Source organism: Kitasatospora sp. CB02891 (assembly GCF_002803145.1).
GTDB classification, from domain to species: domain Bacteria; phylum Actinomycetota; class Actinomycetes; order Streptomycetales; family Streptomycetaceae; genus Kitasatospora; species Kitasatospora griseola.
Genome location: NZ_NNBO01000004.1, coordinates 126,063 through 147,598 on the forward strand (window position 1 = coordinate 126,063; position 21,536 = coordinate 147,598).

The 21,536-nt window shown below is 74.2% G+C and carries 20 protein-coding genes; 9 read left to right on the forward strand and 11 right to left on the reverse strand.

Annotated features, from left to right (window positions below; genetic code table 11):
• Nucleotide 1 precedes the first annotated feature (1 nt).
• The 5 genes from ccrA to CG736_RS11700 all read left to right on the forward strand — a co-directional run bounded on the left by ccrA (nt 2) and on the right by CG736_RS11700 (nt 3,477).
• Nucleotides 2-1,339, forward strand: coding sequence for a crotonyl-CoA carboxylase/reductase (gene ccrA, locus CG736_RS11680; protein ID WP_043910465.1), 1,338 nt, complete (start codon nt 2-4; stop codon nt 1,337-1,339).
• 6 nt (nt 1,340-1,345) lie between these two features.
• Entirely contained in the window at nt 1,346-1,579 is a 234-nt protein-coding gene (locus CG736_RS11685; protein WP_100586118.1) for a DUF6059 family protein, read from the forward strand.
• Nucleotides 1,576-1,890 (forward strand): hypothetical protein, encoded by a 315-nt coding sequence (locus CG736_RS11690; RefSeq protein ID WP_100586119.1) that lies wholly within the window; start codon nt 1,576-1,578, stop codon nt 1,888-1,890. The genes CG736_RS11685 and CG736_RS11690 overlap by 4 nt, the downstream gene beginning before the upstream one ends.
• Before the next feature lie 323 nt (nt 1,891-2,213).
• Entirely contained in the window at nt 2,214-2,981 is a 768-nt protein-coding gene (locus tag CG736_RS11695; RefSeq protein WP_232733966.1) for an AfsR/SARP family transcriptional regulator, read from the forward strand.
• Between the two features lie 55 nt (nt 2,982-3,036).
• Nucleotides 3,037-3,477 (forward strand): nuclear transport factor 2 family protein, encoded by a 441-nt coding sequence (locus tag CG736_RS11700; protein ID WP_100586121.1) that lies wholly within the window; start codon nt 3,037-3,039, stop codon nt 3,475-3,477.
• Between the two features lie 34 nt (nt 3,478-3,511).
• Here CG736_RS11700 and CG736_RS11705 read toward each other — a convergent pair whose 3' ends face one another.
• Together CG736_RS11705 and CG736_RS11710 are read right to left on the reverse strand one after the other, a co-directional pair.
• Nucleotides 3,512-4,603 carry a winged helix DNA-binding domain-containing protein gene (locus CG736_RS11705; protein ID WP_100586122.1) on the reverse strand — a complete coding sequence of 364 codons (1,092 nt, stop codon included), beginning with the start codon at nt 4,601-4,603 and terminating at the stop codon, nt 3,512-3,514.
• Between the two features lie 33 nt (nt 4,604-4,636).
• A complete protein-coding gene (locus tag CG736_RS11710; protein ID WP_100586123.1) occupies nt 4,637-5,602 on the reverse strand; it encodes a YafY family protein in 966 nt (321 codons plus the stop codon).
• Between the two features lie 254 nt (nt 5,603-5,856).
• Here CG736_RS11710 and CG736_RS11715 point away from each other — a divergent pair, with 254 nt between their 5' ends.
• On the forward strand, nt 5,857-7,329 hold the full coding sequence (locus tag CG736_RS11715) for an MFS transporter (protein WP_198520453.1): 1,473 nt from the start codon (nt 5,857-5,859) through the stop codon (nt 7,327-7,329).
• A 73-nt stretch (nt 7,330-7,402) separates the two neighbouring features.
• On the opposite strand, the gene CG736_RS11720 is transcribed toward CG736_RS11715, so the two are convergent.
• The 6 genes from CG736_RS11720 to CG736_RS11745 all read right to left on the reverse strand — a co-directional run bounded on the left by CG736_RS11720 (nt 7,403) and on the right by CG736_RS11745 (nt 14,939).
• Complete coding sequence (locus tag CG736_RS11720; RefSeq protein WP_198520454.1) at nt 7,403-8,551, reverse strand: epoxide hydrolase family protein; 1,149 nt, start codon at nt 8,549-8,551, stop codon at nt 7,403-7,405.
• A 131-nt stretch (nt 8,552-8,682) separates the two neighbouring features.
• The gene (locus tag CG736_RS11725) at nt 8,683-9,882 is read right to left on the reverse strand and encodes an NAD(P)/FAD-dependent oxidoreductase (protein WP_100586125.1); all 1,200 of its coding nucleotides are present in this window, start codon (nt 9,880-9,882) and stop codon (nt 8,683-8,685) included.
• A gap of 72 nt (nt 9,883-9,954) precedes the next feature.
• The gene (locus CG736_RS11730) at nt 9,955-11,151 is read right to left on the reverse strand and encodes a cytochrome P450 (RefSeq protein WP_100586126.1); all 1,197 of its coding nucleotides are present in this window, start codon (nt 11,149-11,151) and stop codon (nt 9,955-9,957) included.
• 154 nt (nt 11,152-11,305) lie between these two features.
• Nucleotides 11,306-12,478, reverse strand: a complete 1,173-nt coding sequence (locus CG736_RS11735; protein ID WP_100586127.1) for a CapA family protein — start codon at nt 12,476-12,478, stop codon at nt 11,306-11,308.
• Nucleotides 12,479-12,623: 145 nt separating this feature from the next.
• A complete protein-coding gene (locus CG736_RS11740) occupies nt 12,624-13,700 on the reverse strand; it encodes an SDR family oxidoreductase (RefSeq protein WP_100586128.1) in 1,077 nt (358 codons plus the stop codon).
• 51 nt (nt 13,701-13,751) lie between these two features.
• A complete protein-coding gene (locus CG736_RS11745) occupies nt 13,752-14,939 on the reverse strand; it encodes a wax ester/triacylglycerol synthase domain-containing protein (RefSeq protein ID WP_100586129.1) in 1,188 nt (395 codons plus the stop codon).
• Nucleotides 14,940-15,357: 418 nt separating this feature from the next.
• Here CG736_RS11745 and CG736_RS11750 point away from each other — a divergent pair, with 418 nt between their 5' ends.
• The 3 genes from CG736_RS11750 to CG736_RS11760 are packed head-to-tail and all read left to right on the forward strand — an operon-like array spanning nt 15,358 to nt 18,815.
• Nucleotides 15,358-17,103: an acyl-CoA dehydrogenase gene (locus CG736_RS11750; protein WP_157815527.1), complete on the forward strand. Its 1,746-nt coding sequence runs from the start codon at nt 15,358-15,360 to the stop codon at nt 17,101-17,103.
• Entirely contained in the window at nt 17,100-17,957 is an 858-nt protein-coding gene (locus CG736_RS11755; RefSeq protein WP_100586131.1) for a 4'-phosphopantetheinyl transferase superfamily protein, read from the forward strand. Before CG736_RS11750 ends, CG736_RS11755 begins: the two co-directional genes overlap by 4 nt.
• A 42-nt stretch (nt 17,958-17,999) precedes the next feature.
• Nucleotides 18,000-18,815 carry an AfsR/SARP family transcriptional regulator gene (locus tag CG736_RS11760; protein ID WP_232733941.1) on the forward strand — a complete coding sequence of 272 codons (816 nt, stop codon included), beginning with the start codon at nt 18,000-18,002 and terminating at the stop codon, nt 18,813-18,815.
• Nucleotides 18,816-18,868: 53 nt separating this feature from the next.
• On the opposite strand, the gene CG736_RS11765 is transcribed toward CG736_RS11760, so the two are convergent.
• The 3 genes from CG736_RS11765 to CG736_RS11775 all read right to left on the reverse strand — a co-directional run bounded on the left by CG736_RS11765 (nt 18,869) and on the right by CG736_RS11775 (nt 21,443).
• A complete protein-coding gene (locus CG736_RS11765; RefSeq protein ID WP_043910482.1) occupies nt 18,869-19,177 on the reverse strand; it encodes an acyl carrier protein in 309 nt (102 codons plus the stop codon).
• A 94-nt stretch (nt 19,178-19,271) separates the two neighbouring features.
• On the reverse strand, nt 19,272-20,597 hold the full coding sequence (locus tag CG736_RS11770; RefSeq protein ID WP_100586132.1) for an acyltransferase domain-containing protein: 1,326 nt from the start codon (nt 20,595-20,597) through the stop codon (nt 19,272-19,274).
• A 21-nt stretch (nt 20,598-20,618) separates the two neighbouring features.
• The gene (locus CG736_RS11775; RefSeq protein ID WP_043910483.1) at nt 20,619-21,443 is read right to left on the reverse strand and encodes an AfsR/SARP family transcriptional regulator; all 825 of its coding nucleotides are present in this window, start codon (nt 21,441-21,443) and stop codon (nt 20,619-20,621) included.
• Nucleotides 21,444-21,536: the final 93 nt, after the last annotated feature.

The window sequence follows — 21,536 nt, forward strand, 5'->3', positions numbered from 1 at the left end:
CATGGACCGGATCCGTGACGCCCTGCTGTCCGGCGAGCGCGACCGGGCGGCGCTGGCCGCGCTGCCGCTGCCGGAGCACTACCGGGCGGTGACCGTGCACCGCGACCAGGCCGCCATGTTCGAAGGGCTGGCCGGCCGCGACAAGGACCCGCGCAAGAGCCTGCACGTCGAGGACGTGCCGGTGCCCGAACTCGGCCCCGGCGAGGCCCTGGTGGCGGTGATGGCCAGCTCCGTCAACTACAACACCGTGTGGAGCTCGATCTTCGAGCCGGTCCCCACCTTCGGCTTCCTGGAGCGCTACGGCCGCACCTCCCCGCTCGCCCGTCGGCACGACCTGCCGTACCACGTGCTCGGCTCGGACCTGGCCGGGGTGGTGCTGCGCACCGGGCCCGGGGTGCACGCCTGGCACCCGGGCGACGAGGTGGTCGCGCACTGCCTGTCGGTGGAGCTGGAGCACCCCGACGGCCACGACGACACCATGCTCGACCCGGCGCAGCGGATCTGGGGGTACGAGACCAACTTCGGCGGCCTGGCCGAACTGGCCCTGGTGAAGGCCAACCAGCTGATGCCGAAGGCCGCCCACCTGACCTGGGAGGAGGCCGCCGCGCCCGGGCTGGTGCACAGCACCGCCTACCGGCAGCTGGTGTCCCGCAACGGCGCGGGCATGAAGCTCGGCGACGTGGTCCTGGTGTGGGGCGCGGGCGGCGGCCTCGGCTCGTACGCGACGCAGCTCGCGCTGGCGTCCGGGGCGACCCCGGTGTGCGTGGTGTCCGACCCGGGGAAGGCGGAGGCGTGCCGGGCCATGGGCGCCGAGCTGGTGATCGACCGGGCCGCGGAGGGCTACCGGTTCTGGAAGGACGAGCGGACCCAGGACCCGCGCGAGTGGAAGCGCCTGGGCGCGCGGATCCGCGAACTGACGGGCGGCCGCGACCCCGACATCGTGTTCGAGCACCCGGGCCGGGAGACCTTCGGGGCGAGCGTCTACGTGGCCCGGCGCGGCGGCACCGTGGTGACCTGCGCGGCCACCTCCGGCTACCTCCACGAGTACGACAACCGGTACCTGTGGATGCACCTGAAGCGGGTGGTCGGCTCGCACTTCGCGAACTACCGGGAGGCCTGGGAGGCCAACGAGCTGGTCCGGCGCGGGGTGGTGCACCCGACGCTGAGCCGCGCCTACCCGCTGGCCGAGGCCGCGCAGGCCGTCCACGACGTGCACCGCAACGTGCACCGCGGCAAGGTCGGCGTGCTGGCGCTGGCGCCCCGGGAGGGCCTCGGCGTCACCGATCCGGGGCTGCGGGAGCGGCACGCCGGGGCCATCGACCGCTTCCGGGCCGGCTAGCCGGACATGCGGTACCTCCTCGGACTGGTCGTCAGGTACCTGATGCGACCCGGCTGGCGGGCCCTGGTCGTCTACGGCGCGCTGCACGTCCCGCCGCCGCCGCTCGACCCCGGCCCCGACGGCGGCGGGCCGCCCCCCGGGCACCCCGAACGGCTCTGCGCCGACCGGCCGCCCGACCGCCAGGAACGGCTGCTGTGGCGGCAGTTGACGGAGGACCGCTGGTTCGGGGACGGCCCGTGACCACGGGCGCGGGACCGGCCGGCGGCCTGCCCCCCGACAGCGTCCGGGGCGCCCGGGAGCAGATCACCGAGGCGGTCGCCGCCCTGCTCGTCCACGGCCGGGGGCTGGAGCTGGCCGCCTGGCTGATGCTCGACTCGGGCCAGAACGAGAACGAGAACGAGAACGAGCGCGAGAACGAGGACGAGGGCGAGAACGAGCGCGAGGTCGGCGGCGGGCGAGGGCACGGCGGCGAGGGCGCGAACGCGGCTGCGGGCGGCGGCCGCGGGCGGCGGGGCGGACGGGCCGGGGCGCGGGCGGTGAAGAGGACGTGAACGCGGACGGAGCACCGGGGTCCCGGACGGCTCCGAACCCCGGGCCGGGCTGACCGGCCCGCCCGCCGGGGCCCGCTGCACCGTCCGTCCGCCTCTCAAACCTCGTTTCGCGGATCGATCGGTCCGCCGGGGAGGTCCGAAAGATGCCCGTCCGGGCCCGGTCGGGTCCGGACGGGTATCCGGCGGTCCATTCGGAAGGCCGTTCGGTGTCCGGCAATCGGTCCGAAACGGCGCCTTTCTATATTCGGTACCGCCGCGCCCCACCGTCGGGAAGTAATGAGGTTCCTGTGCTGAGTTTCCGCATTCTCGGGCCCTTGGAAGTCATGAACGACCACCGCTCCTGCGCCCCCACGGCACCCAGGACCCTTGCCACGCTCGCCCTGCTGCTCCTGCGTGCCAATCACGTGGTGCCGCTGGAGACGATCATCAAGGAGCTCTGGAACGACCAGCCGCCGCGCAGCGGCGCGACCACCGCCCAGACGTACATCTACCAGTTACGCCGCCTCATCGACGAGGAGACCGGCGGCGACGCCAAGCAGGTGCTGGTCACCAGAGCCCCGGGCTACCTGCTGTCCGTCGACCCCCAGCAGGTCGACCTCTTCCAGTTCCAGCGCCTCACCGCCGAGGCGCACACCCTGCTGGAGGCGGGCCGCCCCGACCAGGCCGGGCCGAAACTCCGCCGGGCGCTGGACCTGTGGTCCGGCCCGCCGCTCGCCAACGTGGACGCTGGGCCGGTCCTGGAGGGCTACGTGGCCGCCCTGGAGGAGCAGCGCATGCAGACGCTGAACCTGCGGATCGAGGCCGACCTGCGGCTCGGCCGGCACCACCAGATGGTCGCCGAACTGCGCGCCCTGATCGTCGAGCACCCGTACAACGAGTGGTACCACAGCCTGCTGGTGTTCACGCTGGCCCGGATCGGCCGCCGGCACGACGCGCTGCAGGCGTACGCCCGCACCCGCCGGGTGCTGTCCGAGGAGCTGGGGCTGGCCCCGTCGCACGAGTTGCGGCGGATCCAGCAGGCGGTGCTGCACGACCACGAGATCGAACCGCCGCAGCCGATCGCGCCTTCGATCGAGTCTCGAAGCGCGTGAGGCAGCCTCGGCACCCAGGCCGGGCGGGCCCGGCACCGACAGGAGGAGCAACCGCATGACCACCGATTCGAGCACCATCGAGGTCGACGCCGAACTGCGGGCGTCGGTCGAGCAGTTCTACGCGCACCACATGCAGCTGCTGGACGCCGGACGGATCCCCGAGTGGGCGTCGTTCTTCACCGAGGACGGCACCTTCGCGGTCGACTCGCACCCGGAGCCGGCCCGCGGCCGCGGCCAGATCACGGCCGGCGCCACCCGGACCGTGGAGCAGCTCCGCGGCCAGGGCATCGCCCGCCGGCACTGGCTCGGCATGGTCGACATCACCCCGGCCGACGACACCACGGTCCGGGTGCGCAGCTACGCGCTGGTGTTCCAGATCACCGAGGCCGAGGGCGCCGCCGTGCGCTCCAGCACCACGTGCGAGGACGAGCTGGTCCGCGCGGGCGACTCCTGGCTGATCCGGGCCCGCACGGTGCGCCAGGACCGGCCGGCCTGATCCGGTCGGCCGACCTCACGCATCGTCGGCGCATCTAGCTCACGCCCTGGCCGTGGTCGGCGAACCGGACCGCCACGGCCGCCCCCGGCGGGGCCAGGAAGCGGGCCAACTGCTCGCCGGCCTCCGCCAGTTGCTCGCGCACCCGGTCGCTCGGCGGGTTGAACGGCCGGACCGTGACGGTGCCGTCGTCGGCGCGCCAGGTGCCCTCGACCAGGCCGTCGACGAGGAACGAGCCGGGCACGATGCCGTTGCGCAGGAACAGGTGCGGGCGGTGCTCGTCGCGGATGATGCGGGCCCGCCGGGCGTGCGAGAGCACCACGTTGTCGAAGTCCGGCAGGAACCGGACCGGGGCCGGCACGTCCGGGTCCGGCCGGGGCGCGTCCGGCAGGTCGAGCAGCTCGCCGCCGTGCTCGTCGCGCAGCCGCAGCAGGCCCGGCATCGCGTCGGTGATCTCGCGCAGCCTGGTCAGTCCGCTCCAGGCCTGCACGTCGGCGACGGTGGCGGGCCCGAACGCGGCCAGGTAGCGGCGGATCACGGCGGGCAGTTCGGCGGCCTGCAGCGGCGCGCCGAGCCAGGACTCCGCGGTGGCGTAGCGGGTCGCGCCGCCCACGCCCCACACCGCGCGCGGCGGCACCTGGACCAGCGGCAGCCGGGCCCGGACGACGTCGCCGAGCTGCCGGGGGAGCACTCCGGGCAGGTGCTCGGCCAGCGCGTCGCCGATCTCCTTGGGCGTCAGCGCCTTCTCGGCGAGCAGCCGGCGGCCGCGGTCGGCGACCGCGTCCGGGTCGCCGACCGCGGCGGTCAGCTTGGCGGTGACGTACATCCGGTCGATCACCCGCTGCACCAGCGGCCGCAGGGCCAGGCAGTCCGCGCTGCTGACCAGGTGCACGGTGCCGCGGAACATCAGCAGCCGGACCACCGAGCGGTCCTCCAGCAGCCGGGCCAGGTCCTTGTGGTCGAAGGCGCGCAGCCTGGTCCACAGGCCGACGTAGGGCGGCCAGGGCGCCTGGGCCTGCATGCCCACCAGGTGCTCGATCATCTCCAGGGCCGTCAGCCCGGCCGGTTCGAGCAGGTGTTGGCGGTGCAGGGTGGCGCGGCCCAGCGCGCGGTCGGACATGACGGCCATACAGGTTCCCCGTTCGGGTGGTGGTCGGTCGGCTCAGGCCTGCTGGTAGCAGGCCGCCAGCCGGGCGTGCTTTTCGGCGAACTCGCGGCAGGCGTCCCGCAGTTCGGGGGGTTCGAGGACGGTGAACGGGGCCCCGAAGGACCCCAGCCACTCGGCGATGGCGGCCGGGGACTCGCCGTACAGCCGGGCGACGCAGGCGTCCGGCCCGTCCGCGGTCAGCCGGCCCCAGCCGGCCGGGATCCGCTCGGCCATCCGTTCGAGCGGGGCGTGCAGCCGTACCCTGGCGCTGGCCTGGGTGAACGCCTGGCGCAGCCCGGAGGACACGAAGGCCCGCGCCCCGCCCTCGGGCAGCGGGCGGGGGTCGAAGCGGGGCCCGGTGGGGCTCTTCAGTTCCATCCGGTCGATCCGGAAGGAGCGCCAGTCCGCCCGGTCCGGGTCCCAGGCGACCAGGTACCAGCGGGCGTCGACCCGCACCAGGCGGTACGGGTCGACCTCGCGCCGGCTCTCGGCGCCGCCCCGGGACCGGTAGTCGAACCTGACCCGTTCGCGGTGGTGGCAGGCCGTGGCGAGCTCGGAGAGCACCGCCGCGTCGACGGCCGCGGCCTGCGGCCGGTCCAGCACGTCGACCTGCAGGGCGTCCAGGCGGCGTTGGAGCCGGGACGGCATCACCTGGCGGAGCTTGGTGAGGGCCCGCAGGGCCGGCTCGGCGATCCCGATCACCGGACCGGTCGCCCCGGACTGCAGTCCGAGCGCCACGGCCAGCACCTCCTCGTCGTCGAGCAGCAGCGGGGGCATCTCGGCGCCCGCGCCCAGCTGGTAGCCGCCGCCGACGCCGATCCGGGCGTTGACCGGGTAGCCCAGGACGCGCAGCCGGTCGACGTCCCGGCGCAGTGTCCGGGTGGTGACGTCGAGCCGCTCCGCCAGTTCCGCCCCGGTCCACTCCCGACGGGTCTGGAGCAGGGACAGCAGTCGTAGCAGTCGTGACGAGGTCTCCCGCATTGCGCCACCCTAACGTCGATTCAGGACAGGAACGGTCCTACATTGCGGCGGGAGCCGCCGCGGGCGAACTGCGGTGCGGGGTTCGCCGATTGGTACCCGGATCCGGCCAATGGGGGACCGTCCGCGTCCTACATCTCTCCTACGGTCTCCCCCGGAAGCGCAGTGGCGGACCCGTCGGGCGGGATCCGCGGGCCCGGCCGCAGCAGCGGCGGGGCGACGAATCACCGGAACTGGATCGAGAGCAGATGGCGACGATGGAGAAAACGACGAGTACCGCCGCACCGCGGTTGGGCCTGATCCTGCTGGCGTGCTGTGTCGGGCAGTTCATGGTGGTGCTGGACGCGTCGATCGTGAACGTCGCGCTGCGGCCCATCCAGGACTCCCTGCACCTGGCGTCGAACAGCCTGCAGTGGGTGATCAACGCCTACACGATCGTCTTCGCGGGCTTCCTGCTGCTCGGCGGCCGGCTCGCCGACCTGTTCGGCCGCCGGCGGGTGTTCGCGATCGGCCTGGCGCTGTTCACCGTGGCCAGCCTGGTCGCCGGCCTGGCGGTCGACGAGACCACCCTGCTGATCTCGCGCGGCCTCCAGGGCCTGGGCGGCGCGGTGCTCGCGCCCGCCACCCTGACCGTGCTGTTCACCTCGTTCACCGACCCGGGCGGCAAGGCCAAGGCGTTCGGCACCTGGAGCGCGGTCGCGGCCGGCGGCGGCGCGATCGGCGCGCTGGTCGGCGGCGTGGTCACCCAGTGGCTGTCCTGGCGCTGGATCTTCCTGGTGAACGTGCCGATCGGCGTGGCGCTGATGGCGCTGCTGCTGGTGGCCGTCCCGGAGTCCCGCAACGAGCAGGCCGACCGCCGGATCGACACCACCGGTGCGATCGCCGTCACGGCCGGCCTGATGGCCGGGGTGTACGGCATCGTCGAGGCGCACGACAAGGGCTGGGGCTCCGCGACCACCCTGGTCTCGCTGGTCGTCGGGGTCGCGCTGCTGGCCTTCTTCGTGCTCAACGAGGCCAAGTTCGCCAAGCAGCCGCTGGTGCCGCTCAGCATCTTCCGCAACCGCTCGGTGTCCGCCGCCAACGTGGTCTCCTTCACCACCAACGCGGCGCTGGTCGGCGTGCTGTTCCTGTTCACCCTGCTGATGCAGTTCGTCTACGGCTACGACTCGCTGCAGACCGGCCTGGCCTACCTGCCGCTGTCGCTGGCGATCGTCACCACGGCGCGCGGCGTCGCCCCGTCGCTGATCACCAAGCTCGGCCCCAAGCCGGTCCTGGTCGCGGGCACCGCGCTCTCGCTGGTCTCGTTGCTGTGGCTGTCCTTCTCGGTCGGCGGGGGCGGCTTCGTCAGCGACCTGCTCGGCCCCTCGCTGGTGTTCGGCGCCGGCCAGGGCATGGTGTCCTCCACCGTCACCATGGCGGGCACCGCCAAGGTCCCCTACACCCAGGCCGGTCTGGTCTCCGGCCTGCTGAACGCGAGCCGCCAGATCGGCGGCGCGCTCTGGCTGAGCGTGCTGGCCGCGGTGGTGGCCGGCTACGCGAACAGCCTGGTGCCGGGCGCCTCGGCGGACGGCTACGCCCGTGCCTTCCTGATCGCGGCGGTCTTCCCGCTGGCCGGTCTGCTGGCCGGCCTGGCCGTCCCCGGCGTCTCGCCGGAGGCACTGGCCGCGGCGAAGAACTGGTCGCAGCCCAAGAAGCCCGCCGCGAGCAGCGTCGGCGGCGACGCGGAGTAATCCCCCGGCTCCGCGGAGCGCGGCGGCCCGGCGGTGCGCAGGCACCGGCCGGGCCGCCGTGCTGCGTCCGGCCTCAGGCGCGGCGCAACGGGCGGAAGAACTCCCGGATGTCGCCGACCAGTTGGTCGGGGGACTGGAGGGAGGCGAAGTGGCCGCCGGTCTCGTACCTGGTCCACCGGGTGATGGTGTGGGAGAGCTCGGCCAGGGGCCGCAGCACCCGGTCGCCCTGGAAGACCGCGACGCCGGTGGGCACCGGGCCGGGGGCGGGGCGGGGGCCCCAGGCGTCGGGCAGCATCTCCCGGTAGAGGCGGGCGGCGGAGCCGGCGGTGCCGGTCAGCCAGAAGATCGACACGTCGCTCAGCACGTCGTCCCGGCGGATCGGGCCCTGCTTGGTGCCGGTCGGGTCCCAGTCGACGAACCATTCGAGGTTCCAGGCGAGTTGGCCGACCGGTGAGTCGTTCAGCGCGTAGGCCAGGGTCTGCGGCCGGGTGCTCATCTGGGTGGCGTAGCCGGAGCGCCCCTGCCACCAGCGGCCGTTGCGCTCGGCCTGCGCCAGCTCGGGGCCGGACAGCGCCGCCCGGTCGTCGGGTCCGGTCAGGGTGGCGGCCCCGACCAGGGCGTTGACGTGGACGCCGAGCAGCCGGTCGGGGGCGAGCCGGCCGACCTCGGGGGCGACCAGGCTGCCGAAGTCGCCGCCCTGGGCGCCGTAGCGCGGGTAGCCGAGCCGTTCCATCAGCTCGACCCAGGCCCGGGCGGTGCGCCTGACGCCCCACCCGGGTTCCCGGGTCGGGCCGGAGAAGGCGAAGCCCGGGACGGACGGGGCGACCACGTGGAAGGCGTCGGCCCGGTCGCCGCCGTGCGCGACCGGGTCGGTCAGCGGTCCGAGGACGTCCAGGAAGTCGTACACGGTGCTCGGCCAGCCGTGCGTCACCAGCAGCGGCACCGCGTCGGGTTCGGCCGAACGGGCGTGCAGGAAGTGGACGTTCTGGCCGTCGATCGTGGTGGTGAACTGCGGCACCGCGTTGAGCCGGGCCTCGTGCCGGCGCCAGTCGTACCCGGTGCGCCAGTACTCGGCCAGGTCGGCCAGGTAGTCCCGGTCGACGCCGTACGACCAGCCGACGCCGGGCAGCGCCTCGGGCCAGCGGGTCCGGGCGAGGCGGTCGTCGAGGTCGTCCAGCGCGGACTGCGGGACATCGATCCGGTAGGGGTGAATTGCGGTCACCTGGGCAGCATGTCCGGAATGGGTGACCCCGGCTGTCCGCCTTCGCCCGGCCCCGGGCAGATTGCCTCGAACGGGTGAAGCGACGGGGACCTCGCGGGCGAGGTCCCCGTGCCGCTCCACCCGTGCTCGGGTCAGCCGGCCGCGCCGACCGTCACCGGGCCGTCCCAGTCGATGTGGTGGTCGTGCATCCACAGCGTCCGCTTGCCGTCCACCTGCGGCTTCCGGAAGGTCCGGGCGATGAAGTAGTTGCGCAGCGCGGCCCGCACGCCGCCGCTCAGGTTGCCCTCGATGTTGCGCTTGCCCTGCGCGACGACCGCCTCCACCCGGGCCCGCCGGGCCCGTTCGAAGGCGCGGAAGGCCTGGTCGGTCCCGGGTTGGTCGCGCAGGCACTTGGCGAGCACCACCGCGTCCTCCATGGTGATGGACGCGCCGGACCCCGAGGTCGGGGACGCCGCGTGCGCCGCGTCGCCGATCACCACCATGCCGTCCCGGTGCCAGCGGGTCAGCGAGGGCAGGTCGCAGTTCAGGAACGGGGCGGGCAGTTCCGGGGTGGCCCGGATGATGTCGGCGACCGGCATCCGGTCGGCCCGCACCAGCTCCAGCAGTTCGCTCCGCCAGGCCTCGCCGCCGCGCAGCGCCGCCGGGTCGGGCCGGACCGCCTGCGGCGGGTTGGCGTACCAGCGCAGTTCGCCGCCCGGGGCCTGGGTGTACATGAAGAAGCAGTGCCTGCCGAAGAACATCCGGATGATCCCGGGCGCCTCGCCGGACGGGTAGTCGGGCACGAAGCCCCAGGCGTTCAGCACCCCGACGTAGCGCGGCCGGGGCGCGGCCGGGTCGATGATCTCCCGGACCCGGGAGTGCAGGCCGTCCGCGCCGATCAGCAGGTCGCCCTCGGCGCGGGTGCCGTCGGCGAACTCGGCGCGCACCGTGCCGCCGTCGCGGCGGGCGTCGACGATCCGCCTGCCGTACTCGATCGGTATGCCGCGCCGCTCTGCCTCGGTGCGCAGCGCGATGTACAGGTCGGAGCGTTCCACGGTGGTGTTGCCGGTGCCCCGGACCTGGTCGAAGGGGATGTCGCCGGACAGCCGGCGGCCGTCGTGCCGGTAGAACGCCATGCCCGGGGTGTCGAAGCCGACCTTGCGGACCAGGTCGGCCAGGCCGAGGCAGTCCGCCGCGTCCAGGCCGTTGGGGGCGATGTTCATGAACGCCCCGACGCCGTCCGCGGTGCGTTCGTACGCCTCGTACACGGTGCTCTCGAAGCCGGCCTTCTGCAGGGCCATCGCCACGACGGGGCCGGCGATGCCGGCGCCGATGATCAGCGCGCGCGCCATCTGGTGGTCACCTCTGTTCGGGGAGCGGGCGGGCGACGGCGTCGACCGCGGGGACGGGAGGGGCCGCTGTTCTCACCAGGTCACGGGGAGGGCGGCCAGCCGGTAGACGAAACCGCCGTCGCGGACCGTGACCTGCTCCTCCGGGACGGCGATGCGCAGGTCGGGGAGCCGGCGGGCGAGTTCGGCGAACACCAGCCGCAGTTCCAGCCGGGCCAGGTCGGCGCCCAGGCACAGGTGCCGGCCGAAGCCGAACGCGAGGTGCCGGTTGCGCCCGGCGCGGGTCGGGTCGAACGTCTCCGGGTCCTCGAACACCTCCGGGTCCCGGTTGGCCGCGGCGGTGGCCGGGTACACGCCGTCGCCGGCCGGGATCGCGCTGCCCCCGATCTCCAGGTCGGCGGCGGCGACCCGGGCGGTGGTCAGATCGGTGACGGTCAGGTAGCGCAGCAGCTCCTCGACGACGTCCTCGGCGAACGCCTCGTCGGTGGCCAGCGCCCGGAAGTGCTCCGGGTGCCGGAGCAGCGTCAGGACGCCCAGCGAGATCATCGAGGCCGTGCTGTCGTGCCCGCCGTTGAGCAGCAGCCGGGTCAGGTGGACGGTCTCGGTCAGGCCCAGCTGCGGGTTGCGCTGGATGATCCGCCCGATCATGTCGTCGCCGGGCTTCTCCAGGCGGTCGGCGACGTACTGCTCGAAGTAGCGGTCGAGGAAGGAGATCGCGGCGTGCCGCTGCTCGGGGGTGCGGGCCGCGTCGAACATGCCGCGGGTGGCGTCGTGCAGGCCGTCCAGGTCCTGCGGCGGTATCGCCAGCAGTTCGCCGATGACGGCGAGCGTCAGCGGCTGCGCGAAGTCGGCGGCCAGGTCGCCGGGGGCGCCCTTGGCGACGAACCGGTCCAGGTGCTCGGTCACCAGCTGCTGCACCCGCGGGTGCATCGCGCGCACCCGCTGCAGGGTGAACTCGGCCTTCACCATCCGCCGGTACGCGGTGTGCTCGGGCGGGTCCATGCCCAGCAGCGAGCCGTTGGTCCGCATCGCCGGGGGGATGGCGATCGGGGACGGGTACCCCGGGTGGGTCCGGTCGTTGCTCAGCCGGTCGTCGTTCAGCGCGTTCTTCACGTCCTCGTACCGGGTCACCACCCAGGCGTCCCCGCCGGCCGCCAGCGGCAGCCGCGGGACGCTCCCGTCGGCGCGCAGTCGCGCGTACTCCTCCGGGACGGCGAACGGACAGGGCCGGGCGAACGGGAACGTCGCGCTCTCCTCCGGTGCACCGGTCACGATGTGTGCTCCTGACGGTCATGGGTTCGGTCATGGCGGCGGCACTCCGCCCGGGCCGACTCGCCCGGCGTTCGGAGCGGGCCCAGCCTGTCCTACCCCCTTCGAGCCTGATTCGAATCCGTTTCGCCGCCGCCCCCGGTGGGCCCGCGCGGTCTCAGGACGGCGCCATGGTGAGTCCGTCGGCGGCGGCGCCGCGGCTCAGGACGATGGTGCGGATGTGGTCCAGGGCCCGGGCGAGGTCGGTGCGGTCCGGGTGGCGGCGGGCCGCCGCGGCGAGGTCGAGGACCCGGTAGGGCGGGCCGTCCATGAGCTGGGGGAGGAACTCGGCCCTGGTGACCGTCCAGCGGCGGCCGGGCCCGGCGGGCGGCGAGAAGGTGAACCTGGCGATCGAGCTCCAGTTGCCGCGCGGGTCCTCGGCGCCCGTGTAGTCGTACATCCGTCCGGCGATCTGGTCGCCCATGCCGTAGACGGTCCAGGTGCCGTTGACCTTCTCGTACGCCTGGGGGATGTGCGCGTGGGTGCCGAGGATCAGGTCGACGTCGGGTGCGTCGGGCTGCTGTTCGGCGGTCAACTCGCGGGTGAGGGTGAGCTGTTGGTCGTTCGGCTCGTCCTGCCACTCGGTGCCCCAGTGCATGCTGACCACGACGATGTCCGCGCCGGCCCGGCGGGCGGCCCGCGCGTCGGCGAGGATCCGGTCCCGGTCGATGAGGTTGACCGCCCAGGGCTGTCCCGGCGGCAGCGGGATGCCGTTGGTGCCGTAGGTGTAGGCGAGTTGGGCGACGGTGGCGCCGTGCACCCGCAGCAGGGCCGGGGCGCCGGCCTCGTCGGCGGTGCGGGCCGAGCCGGTGTGCGCCAGGCCCGCCGCGTCCATGGCGTCGAGGGTCCGGCGGATGCCGTCGGGGCCGTCGTCGAGGGTGTGGTTGGACGCCGTGTCGCACGAGGTGTAGCCGGTGTCCTTGAGGGCGCGGGCGAGCTGCGGGGGAGACTTGAAGGTCGGCCAGCCGGTGAACGGCCCGCCGTCGGCCCCGGACACGGTCTCCAGGTGACAGACGGCCAGATCCGCGGCGCTCACCACCGGCTCGACGTCCGCGAGCATCGGGGCGAAGTCGTAGCCGTGGCCGCCGGCGTCGTCCGCGGCCTGCCGGATGATCTCGGCGTGCGGCAGGACGTCGCCCGAGGCGAGCAGCGTGAACGGCCGCGGTCCGGCGGGGGAGGCGGCCGCCGTGCTGCGGGCGGGCTGCGGGCGGGCCTGCGGCGACGGCGGGGCGCCGCACGCCGCGAGGGCCGTGAACAGTGCGGCAGCCGTCGTCAGGGCCCGCAGGCGCATCGTGGAGCCTCCTCGCAGCCGGGGAACCCGGGCGGGCCCCCGACCAGGCAAGTGGCCGGTCGGCCGCGGCGGGCCGCCACACGGCGAGCGGGTCGCCCGGCCGCACCAGCAGGAACCCCCGGGCGGCCGAACTCGCCGGCGTTCCCTACGCCACCGGGCTCGGACCGGTGGCGTGCTCGTGCTTCCGGGGGCCGGGGACGACGTGCTTGCGCAGCAGCCACGCCATGTCGTTCGCGAACAGGGACCGGGCGGCGCCCCGGTCGATCTCCGGCACCCGGTGGCTCTCGGGCAGCGCGGAGGCCGGGAAGCTCTCGCCGTCGCCGAGCGCGAGCGCGCTCACGTAGAGGTTGCCGAGCGCCCGTCGCACGGACCGCCGCACGGTCTCCCACTGCGGGTAGGCCGTCAGCTCGGTGGTGAACGGGTCCAGCAGCGCAGGACGTCGGAACGGCAGCCCGGCGGCGGTCGCCGACGCGCCGAGGACGTCGACCCACTCGGCCACGGTCAGCGCGGACGGGCCGGCGGTGGCCCAGTGCTCGCGGGGCAGCGGCGAGCCCTCCACGGCCAGGCGGGCCAGCGCGGCGACGGCCGCCGCGACGTGGTCGCGGGGGACCATGTCCACCCGCTGCTCGGGCCGGCCGAAGACCGCCGGCAGCCCGGAGGCGACGAACATCATGATCCGGTGCATGTTCTGCAGCTCGGGCATCGCCCCGTCCGGCGAGTCGCCCATGATGATCGACGGGCGGACGATCGACCAGGGCTGCGTGCAGGACCGGATCCGCTCGTCGGCGGCGGCCTTCGACCGGTGGTAGGCGGACGGCCGTGACGAGCACACCGCGCCGACCGAGTCCTCCCTGGCGGCCTGCGCGTGACGCCCCGCGAAGGCCGTCGAGGCGTAGATCAGCGGGCAGCCGGCCGTCTCGGCGAGTGCGACCATCTCCGCCGCGCCGCCCTCGTTGACCGCGTGCAGGTCGTCGGCGGAGGCCGTGTAGCGGACGTTGCCGGCCAAGTGGACGATCACGTCGGCCTGTTGGGCGAGTTCCTTGAAATCTGGGCTGTCCAGGCCCAGCTGTGGAGCCCGCAGGTCGATGCCGACCTGTCGGTACGGCAGATCGATCGGGCGGCGTCCGGTCAGGGCCACGATGTCGAACGACTTGGCCATGGCCGGAACCACGGCCGAGCCGAGGACTCCTGAGATCCCGGTGACCAGGGCGACGGGTCGCATGAAGGGTGCTCCACTTCTTTCGTTGTCTTTCGTTGTCACGGCTCGACGCCGTCACATGCCGAGGCGTAAGGCGCGGCTCGGTTCGTGCTGGTGCAGGTCGACGAAAAGGTTCCGGGCCGTCTCGACCAGGAGTTCGCCCGGCAGGTTCTTCCGGTGGAAGACCGAACACCGGACGGTCGTCCCGGTGGTGGCGAACGACACGTAGGCGTCGAGCGCGAGCGAGGAGGGGGCGGAGTGCGCCATGGCGGCGCCGATCAGGCGGGCGTCCCCGATTTCCAGGTGCGGGAGGGTCGCGGAACTCGCGGTCAGCCCGACGTTCACGATGACCGGCCGGGCCGCTCTCCTGGCGAGGGCATTCGGCAGGCCGGCGAGAACGGCCCGTCGGGTGTCCCGTTCGTTCGTCCGGCGGGCATTGCCCGCCTGTCTGCGGACGCTCCGGAGCGCGTCGTCCGGCGACAGCGGATTCCCGGTCGGAATCCTGAGCAGATATCCGGCCGTGAAATTCCCGGGCGTGTACCGCTCGGAAGGGCGCCGGGTCGACATCGGGACGAGCAGCGTCGGGTGGCGCATGCCGACGGCCCGGACGGCGCGGGCGAGGGTGGCCAGGCACAGGTCGTTCACCGTGACGCCGCGGCGCTCCGCGGCCGCCGCGAGGTGCGACCGGTCGAGGTCCCTGAAGTGCCACCGCAGCGGCGCCGGGGAGTCCCCGGCCGCGTCCGCCGCCGGGCCCTCCCGGGTGGCGCGGACGTCCCTGGCGATGTTGACCACCGCCCGCGCGGTCGGTCGGCGGCGGGGACGGAGCTCCAGGGGTTCGTCCCGCGGATCGCCCAGCAGGGCCTGGAGGTTCTGGATCATGCCGACCCCGTCCTGGAGGGCGTGATTCGCGCGGTAGATCACCGTGAACCGCTGCGCGTCGTACCCGGAGAGGAACAGCAGGTCCCACTGCGGGGCCGGTTCGGCCGGGAACGGGCGGTCGAAGAGCTCGGTGACCGCGACCCGCACGGCGTCCTCGTCGGCGAGGTCCGGCCGGTGGGAGAAATCGACCGACGCGGCCTGCGCGGTGGCGCTCCACCTTCTCGATTTCGCGGAATCCGGGAAGGTGAGGCCGAGAGCGGGGAGTTCCGCCGCGCGCTCGCGAAGGTGCTCGCGCAGAGCGGCCGCTTCGGGGAGGCGTCCGGTGAACTCCAGGACGAATCCGGCGATCAGGCCGGGGGACAGGCCGAGGAACACCTGGTCCACCGGGCCGATACGTCGCACCCGCCGTTGCCGCGGCATTGTCATGGTGACCCTGGACTCTCTGCTGGTGCGAGGTGTTTGTGCGAGCTGCTCGTGCGAGCTGTTGGTGCGCGCTGTTCGTGCGGGGGGAAGGACGGCCGCCGTTGCGCACCGGTCGAGATCCTGCCCCGGCGAAATGTCGGATGCCAGGCTGATCACGCGATCGAGTGATCTATCGGTCGATCCGACAACAAGGTGGACGGGCGGCAGGGTATTTCCCGAGGTGACGCGGTCGGCGAGGCCGGGCGCGGCTGTCGTTCCCGCCGTCCCCGCGCGGCCTCCGGCCGGTGACGGGATTCCGGTCTAGTGGCGCTCCATCATCGCTCCACCGGGCGGCGGAAGCATGGAACGCCCGCCCGGTCATGCGTCCTTGGGAGCGGCAATGACGGATCGCATCATGGACACCACCACCGCCGCAGCGCGTCATGCGGCGGTCGAGACGGCGTACGGGGATCCGTGGGACAGAGCCAACCCGACCGGCTTCGCGGCCCTGCTCGACGCCGACGAGCGCGCCGAACTTCCGCGGGCCGCCGTCGAGTTGTACCACCGTCTCGGCATGAACGCGGAGTACGTGCCGGCCCCGCTGGGCGGCAGCCTGGAGCAGATCGACACCCTCGGGCTGATGCTGCGCCCGCTGTTCCGCCGCGACGCCACGCTCGCCGTCGGCGAGGCGCTGACCTCGCTGATGGGGGCGATGGTGGTGTGGCTGCTGGGCGACGCCGGGCAGCAGCGGCGCACCGCCCGGATGCTGCTCGACGGCGGCCAGGCCACCGTCGCCTACCAGGAGTTCAAGCACGGCAACGACTTCGTCGCCGACGAGTTCCGGGTCCGGCGCGCCGCCGACGGCACCCTGCTGCTCGGCGGGCGCAAGGCCGCCGTCAACAACGCCGACCGCGCCGGGCTGATGCTCAGCTACGCCCGCACGGTCGGCCCGCAGGACCCGGAGGACGGCTACTCGCTGCTGCTGCTGGAGCCCGGTGCGATGCCCGCCGCGTCCTGCGAGCGGCTGCCGCGCTACCGCACCGAGGGCACCCAGGGCCTCCAGGTCTCCGGACTGCGGTTCCAGGACTGCCCGGCGCCGGCCGGCGCGCTGGTCGGGGAGTGGGGCGACGGCATCACGCTCGGCCTGCGGGCCCTCCAGGTGAACTCCGCCGCCGTGCCGTCGATGATCCTCGGCATGGCGGACACCGGGCTGCGCACCGCCATCCGGTTCGCCGTCGGCGGTTCGGTCCACAACAGCCCTGCCAAGCTGTCCGGTTCGGCCCGCGGGGCGATCGCCGGAGCCTTGGTCGACCTGCTGGCCTGCGACAGCATCGCGCTCGCCGCGACCCGCGCGCTGCACGTGCTCCCCGAGGAGTGCAACGTGCTGGCCGCCGCCGCCAAGTACCTGGTCCCCAAGATCGTGGGGGAGACCTTCTACCGGCTCTCGGCGCTGATGGGCGACGCCTTCCACACCCGCAGCGGCGAGCACGCCATCTTCCAGAAGCACGTCCGGGACCTGACCATGGTGAGCTTCGGCCACGTCAGCAGCGCGGTCTGCCAGGCCACCATCGCGCCCTTCCTGCCCAGCCTGCTCGCCCACGACTGGCCGGCCGAACTCGCCGCCCCCGCCGAGCTGTTCCGCACCGACGGCACGCTGCCGCCGCTGGCCTCCGAGCGGCTCGCCGCGTTCGGCGGCCGGGACGGACTGATCGGCTGGATCGCCCGCTGCCGCCAGGAGCGGCGGGCGGCTCCGCCGGGCGACCCCGACGCCCCGCTGCTGCGCCTGCTCTCCGACCAACTGGCGCTGCTGGAAGCCGAGTTGTCCGCGATCCGGGAGGGCTGCCCGGCGCTGGACGGCCCCGACGGGCGGTTCGTCACCGACACCTCGGCGTTCCCGCTCACCGACCGCTACGCCCTGCTGCTGGTCGCCTGCGCCTGCCTGGGCGTCTGGCGGTGCGCCGACCCCGGCTCCTTCCTGGCCGGCCCCGGCTGGCTGGTGGCCGCGCTGGACCGGCTGCTGCGGCGGCTCGGCCACGCCGGGCCCCGGGTGCCGGACGCCGTCACGGCCGAGCTCGCGGCCGAGGCGCTGCGGCGCGCCCGCGGCGCGGTCGGCTACGACCTGTACGCACTGGAGCTGGCCGGATGAGCGGCGGCGCCGACCTGGTCTTACCACCGCGGCTGGTCACCGGAGCCGACGGCCCCTGGGAGCCCGTCCGCGCCGACCTCGACCGGCACGGCGTCGCCCTGGTCTACAGCCGGCTGGCCGACTGGCCCGCCCCGCCGGGCGGCGAGGACGAACTGCGGCGGCTGCTCGGCCGCGACTGGGCCCGCTACCGGGAGCTCGCCGGGCGCCCGAACGCCGACCGGTTCCGCGCGACCCGCCTGCTGCTCAAGCACGTCGCCGCCACCGCGGTGGGCGCCCACCCGCACGAACTGGAGCTCGCCTACGGCCTCACCGGGCGGCTCTACGTGCGAGGCTGCGACCAGATCGACCTCAACCTCAGCCACACCAAGGACGTCGCGCTGGTGGGCATCACCTCGCTCGGCCTGATCGGCGTCGACCTGGAGCACGAGGGGCGCCGGGTGCACGGCAGCGGCATCGAGCCGGTCATGTGCACCCCCGACGAGCTGCGCCGCCTCGCCGCCGCCCCCGAGTCGGAGCGCAACCTCCAACTGCTGCGCCGCTGGACGCTCAAGGAGGCCTACACCAAGGCGCTCGGCCAGGGCCTGGCGTTCCGGTTCTCGCACTTCGGCTTCGACCTGCCGGACTCCTGCGGCCGGGCCCGGCTGCTGCGCCCGGAGGGCGACCCAGTGGACGAGCACTGGTGGACCTTCCACACCCAGCGGTTCGCCGACGGCTTCCTCGCCGGGGCCGCCGTCCGCGACGACGGCCGCGGCCGCAACCTCGACACCGGACTCGCCACCGCCCTCGACCGCCGCACCGTCCAGGTGCTCTGGGAGCGGCAGTCGGCAGCCCACCAGCCGCCCGGCGGCGACTGACGAACACTCGCGCACGACCAGCAACGGGGGAGAACAACCGTCATGACCAGCGCAGTACCCAGCCGCATCCGCGTCGAGGTCCTCGGCCCGTTCGCGATCGGCGTCGACGGCCGCTCAGTGGTGCCCACCGCCAGCAAACCGCGCACCGTGCTGGCGCTGCTGAGCGTCCGGCCCGGCCAGGTGGTGCCGGCGTCGACGCTGATCCGCGAGCTCTGGTCCGGCCGCCCGCCGGCCAGCGCCGCCGCCACCCTGCAGACCTACGTCTTCCAACTGCGCCGGAGGCTGCGCGGCGCCGGCCTGTCCAGCCGCCTGATCAGCACCGTGCGCGGCGGCTACCGCCTGGAGCTGCGGCCGGAGGCCTTCGACGTCCACGAGTACCACTCGCTGGCCGCGCTCGGCGACCGCGCCGCCGCCCTGGGCGCGCACGAGGACGCGGCCCGGCTGCTCCGCGAGGCCCTGCGGCTGTGGCGAGGCCCCGGCGCCCTGCTCGACGTGGAACGCGGCCCGGCGCTCGAACCGGAGGCCCAGCAGCTGGAGTTGAGCCGCTCGGCGCTGACCGGGCGCCGCATCGACGCGGAACTCGCGATCGGCCGGCACGCCGAACTCCTCGGCGAACTGGCCGCGCTGACCGTCCAGGACCGGATGAACGAACGCCTCTGCGCCCAGCAGATGATCGCGCTCTACCGCTCGGGCCGCCGCCTCGACGCCCTGAGCACCTTCCAGCGGCTGCGCGCCGACATGGTCGCCGAACTCTCCGTCGAACCCGGCCCCGAGCTCCAGGAACTCCACCGCGCCGTCATCGACTCCGTCCCGGCCCTGGACCGCTTCACGGCGCCGATGCAGCTGCTGCCGCGCTGAGCGGCCCCGACCACCCCGGCGCGGGGACCCGCCGCTCACGGGCGCCGGCCCCGTCAGGCACCGCGTCGACCGCGGGCGTCGAGGTGCTCGGGGCGCGGCGCCCGGGGCACCCGCGGCAGCGTCGCCAGCATGTCCAGCAGCGACCGGGGGGTGTCGGCGTCCTCCAGCAGGTCGCGGGGCACCGTCAGCCCGAACTCCCGCCCGATCCTGGTCAGCAACTGGGCCACCGTCAGCGAGTCGTGGCCCAGTTCGTACAGCGGTACGTCCAGGTCGTCCGGCCCGATCGGGCCGCCCGGCTCCGCACCGCCGCACTCGCGCAGCAGGCGGGACAGCGCCGCCACGTCGATCAGTTCGTCGGCCATCGGTGCTCCCTCTCTCCCGGTGGCTCCCCGCCCGCGGCGCGGAGCGGATGTCCGCCCGTCCGGGGCCGCCGATGCTCGGAATCGGCCGCCCCGGTCAGCCGGTGCTTCGGATCGCCTCGAAGTCGAGGCGATGGCCGCTCAGCCAGAGGCCGGCGGCGGCGGACAGCGCGGCCCGCTGGTCGTCCGCGCCGCTGCCGGGCCGGGCCCGCAGCGCGCTGAAGGTCCGCGCGGCCGCCGGATGGCGGCGGACCAGGGCGCCGAGCCCCGGCCCGGGGCCGGTCTCCACGCACGCCCAGTCGCCGTCCGCGAACAGCGCGTCCAGCGCGTCGCGCAGCCGTACCGGGGTGGCCGCCAGGCCGGTCCAGTGGAGCCGGTCCTGGGCCGCGTCGACGGGCAGCCTGGCGCCCACCGACGGGGAGTAGAGCGGCAGTCGGGGCGGTCGCAGGGCGGTGACGGGCAGCCGCTCGGCCACCCTGGCGCAGGCCCCGGCCAGGTGCGGGGTGTGGTAGGCCGCCTCGGTGCGCACCGGCAGGCACTCGTACCCGGCGCCGGTCAGCCGGTCGGCGGTGTCGGCCAGGGCGTGCCCGGGGCTGGCCAGCACCGTCTGGGCGGGGCCGTTCAGAGCGGACACCGCGACCCCGTCGGTCAGTTGCCCACGCACCTCCTCGACGCCGGCGGCCACCACCAGCATCCCGCCGGGGGCCAGCGCGGCGGCCTCCTCGGCCAGCAGCGCCAGCAGCCGCACCGCGTCCTCCAGCGCCATCACGTCGGCCAGCACGGCGGCGACCAGTTCGCCGATCCCCTGGCCGAGCAGCGCGGCCGGGCGCACCCCCCAGCCGACCAGCAGCCGGGCCAACGCGTAGTCCACGGCGAACAGTTGGACCAGGGAGTGGTGGATCCGGGCGGCGCGCTCCGCACCGAACGCGTCCCGGCGGGTGCGGGCGGCGGGTTCGGCCAGCCAGTCCTCGCGGGCGCCGCGGCCGGCCAGGCCGAGCACCTCGTCGGCGGCCCGGGTGAAGACCGGGTCCCACGCGTACAGGCCGCGGGCCATCCGGGGCCGCTGGGCGCCCTGGCCGGGCAGCAGCAGCACCACCGGCGGCGGCGCGGCGCCGACCTGCCGGACCTGCGCGGCCCTCGTCGACGGGCCCGGCTCGCCCAGCAGCGCCAGCGCCTCGGTGCAGTCGGCGGCCACCACCGCCCCGCGCACCGGCCCCGGTTCGGCCTGCCCCCAGGCCTGCGCCACCTGCGCGAACCCGGACTCGCCGCGGGCCCGCAGCCAGCGCCGCAGCGAGCGCCGGACGTCCTGCTCGCCCCGCGGGTCGGCCGCCGACCAGACCATCAGCCGGGGACGCCGGGCGGCGCCCCGGTCCGCCGCCACGGGTGCGGGGCCGCTGAGGCCGCCGCCGCGGACGATCTGCATGACCCTGCCCCCCGCCTTCGGTCAACCGGTCAGTTCGTGGGCCGGCGCCCAGCGTCCGACGCCGTCCAGTTCGGGCGAGGACTCCAGGATCGCCCGCTGGAGGTGCTGCAACCGGGCCGACGGCTCCAGCCCGAACTCCTCGATCAGGGTGGCGCGCAGCCGCTGGTAGATGTCCAGGGCGCGCCACTGCCGGCCGCACCGGTACAGCGCGATCATGTGCAGCGCGTGCAGGTTCTCGTGCCAGGGGTGCTCGGCGGCCAGCACGGCCAGCTCGCCGAGGAGCGTGTGGTGGCGGCCGAGGCGCAGGTCCGCCTCGATGCGGCGTTCCAGGATGCCCAGCCGGGTCTCCTCCAGCCGCATCACCTCGATCGCCAGCCGCGGCCCGGTCTGCACGTCGGCCAGCACGGGGCCGCGCCAGAGCGCCAGCGCGGAGCCGAGCAGCCGGGAGGCGGCCTCCGGGTCGTTGGCCTCCTGGGCCCGGCTGCCGGCCGCCGCCAGCCGCTCGAACTGCTGGACGTCGGTCTCCTCGCCGCGCAGGTCCAGCAGGTAGCCGTTGTAGCGGGTGGCCAGCACGGTCTTGGCGCCGGCCGCCGGGTCGGCGTGGTCCTGGGCGGCGAGCGCCCGCTGCACCTGGCGCCGCAGCTGCAGGATGTAGGTCTGCAGGGTGGTGGCCGCGCTCCGGGGCATCGAGTGGTCCCAGAGCTCCTCCATCAGCGAGGTCACCGGGACGACCTGACCCGCCGAGAGTGCCAGCAGGGCCAGGATCTGACGGGGCTTGGCGGCGCTCGGCGCGACCGATCTGCCGTCCTCGGTGGCCTCGAACTCGCCCAAGACGCGGACCTTCATGATGGCGGTACCCCCTGTGTTCCCACGATCTTGGGATCTCATTCTCGAAGGCGGGGAAGCCTTCCGGACAGTGTCAGGGTCACGGAAAAACCG

Excerpts from the sequence above, each read along its gene's own strand:
- CG736_RS11740 (WP_100586128.1), bottom strand. The coding sequence starts at position 13,700 with ATGCGACCCGTCGCCCTGGTCACCGGGATCTCAGGAGTCCTCGGCTCG.
- CG736_RS11705 (WP_100586122.1), bottom strand. The coding sequence starts at position 4,603 with ATGGCCGTCATGTCCGACCGCGCGCTGGGCCGCGCCACCCTGCACCGC.
- ccrA (WP_043910465.1), top strand. The coding sequence starts at position 2 with ATGGACCGGATCCGTGACGCCCTGCTGTCCGGCGAGCGCGACCGGGCG.
- CG736_RS11685 (WP_100586118.1), top strand. The coding sequence starts at position 1,346 with ATGCGGTACCTCCTCGGACTGGTCGTCAGGTACCTGATGCGACCCGGC.
- CG736_RS11695 (WP_232733966.1), top strand. The coding sequence starts at position 2,214 with ATGAACGACCACCGCTCCTGCGCCCCCACGGCACCCAGGACCCTTGCC.
- CG736_RS11725 (WP_100586125.1), bottom strand. The coding sequence starts at position 9,882 with ATGGCGCGCGCGCTGATCATCGGCGCCGGCATCGCCGGCCCCGTCGTG.
- CG736_RS11735 (WP_100586127.1), bottom strand. The coding sequence starts at position 12,478 with ATGCGCCTGCGGGCCCTGACGACGGCTGCCGCACTGTTCACGGCCCTC.
- CG736_RS11755 (WP_100586131.1), top strand. The coding sequence starts at position 17,100 with ATGAGCGGCGGCGCCGACCTGGTCTTACCACCGCGGCTGGTCACCGGA.
- CG736_RS11710 (WP_100586123.1), bottom strand. The coding sequence starts at position 5,602 with ATGCGGGAGACCTCGTCACGACTGCTACGACTGCTGTCCCTGCTCCAG.
- CG736_RS11760 (WP_232733941.1), top strand. The coding sequence starts at position 18,000 with ATGACCAGCGCAGTACCCAGCCGCATCCGCGTCGAGGTCCTCGGCCCG.
- CG736_RS11770 (WP_100586132.1), bottom strand. The coding sequence starts at position 20,597 with ATGCAGATCGTCCGCGGCGGCGGCCTCAGCGGCCCCGCACCCGTGGCG.
- CG736_RS11765 (WP_043910482.1), bottom strand. The coding sequence starts at position 19,177 with ATGGCCGACGAACTGATCGACGTGGCGGCGCTGTCCCGCCTGCTGCGC.
- CG736_RS11700 (WP_100586121.1), top strand. The coding sequence starts at position 3,037 with ATGACCACCGATTCGAGCACCATCGAGGTCGACGCCGAACTGCGGGCG.
- CG736_RS11750 (WP_157815527.1), top strand. The coding sequence starts at position 15,358 with ATGACGGATCGCATCATGGACACCACCACCGCCGCAGCGCGTCATGCG.
- CG736_RS11775 (WP_043910483.1), bottom strand. The coding sequence starts at position 21,443 with ATGAAGGTCCGCGTCTTGGGCGAGTTCGAGGCCACCGAGGACGGCAGA.
- CG736_RS11715 (WP_198520453.1), top strand. The coding sequence starts at position 5,857 with ATGGAGAAAACGACGAGTACCGCCGCACCGCGGTTGGGCCTGATCCTG.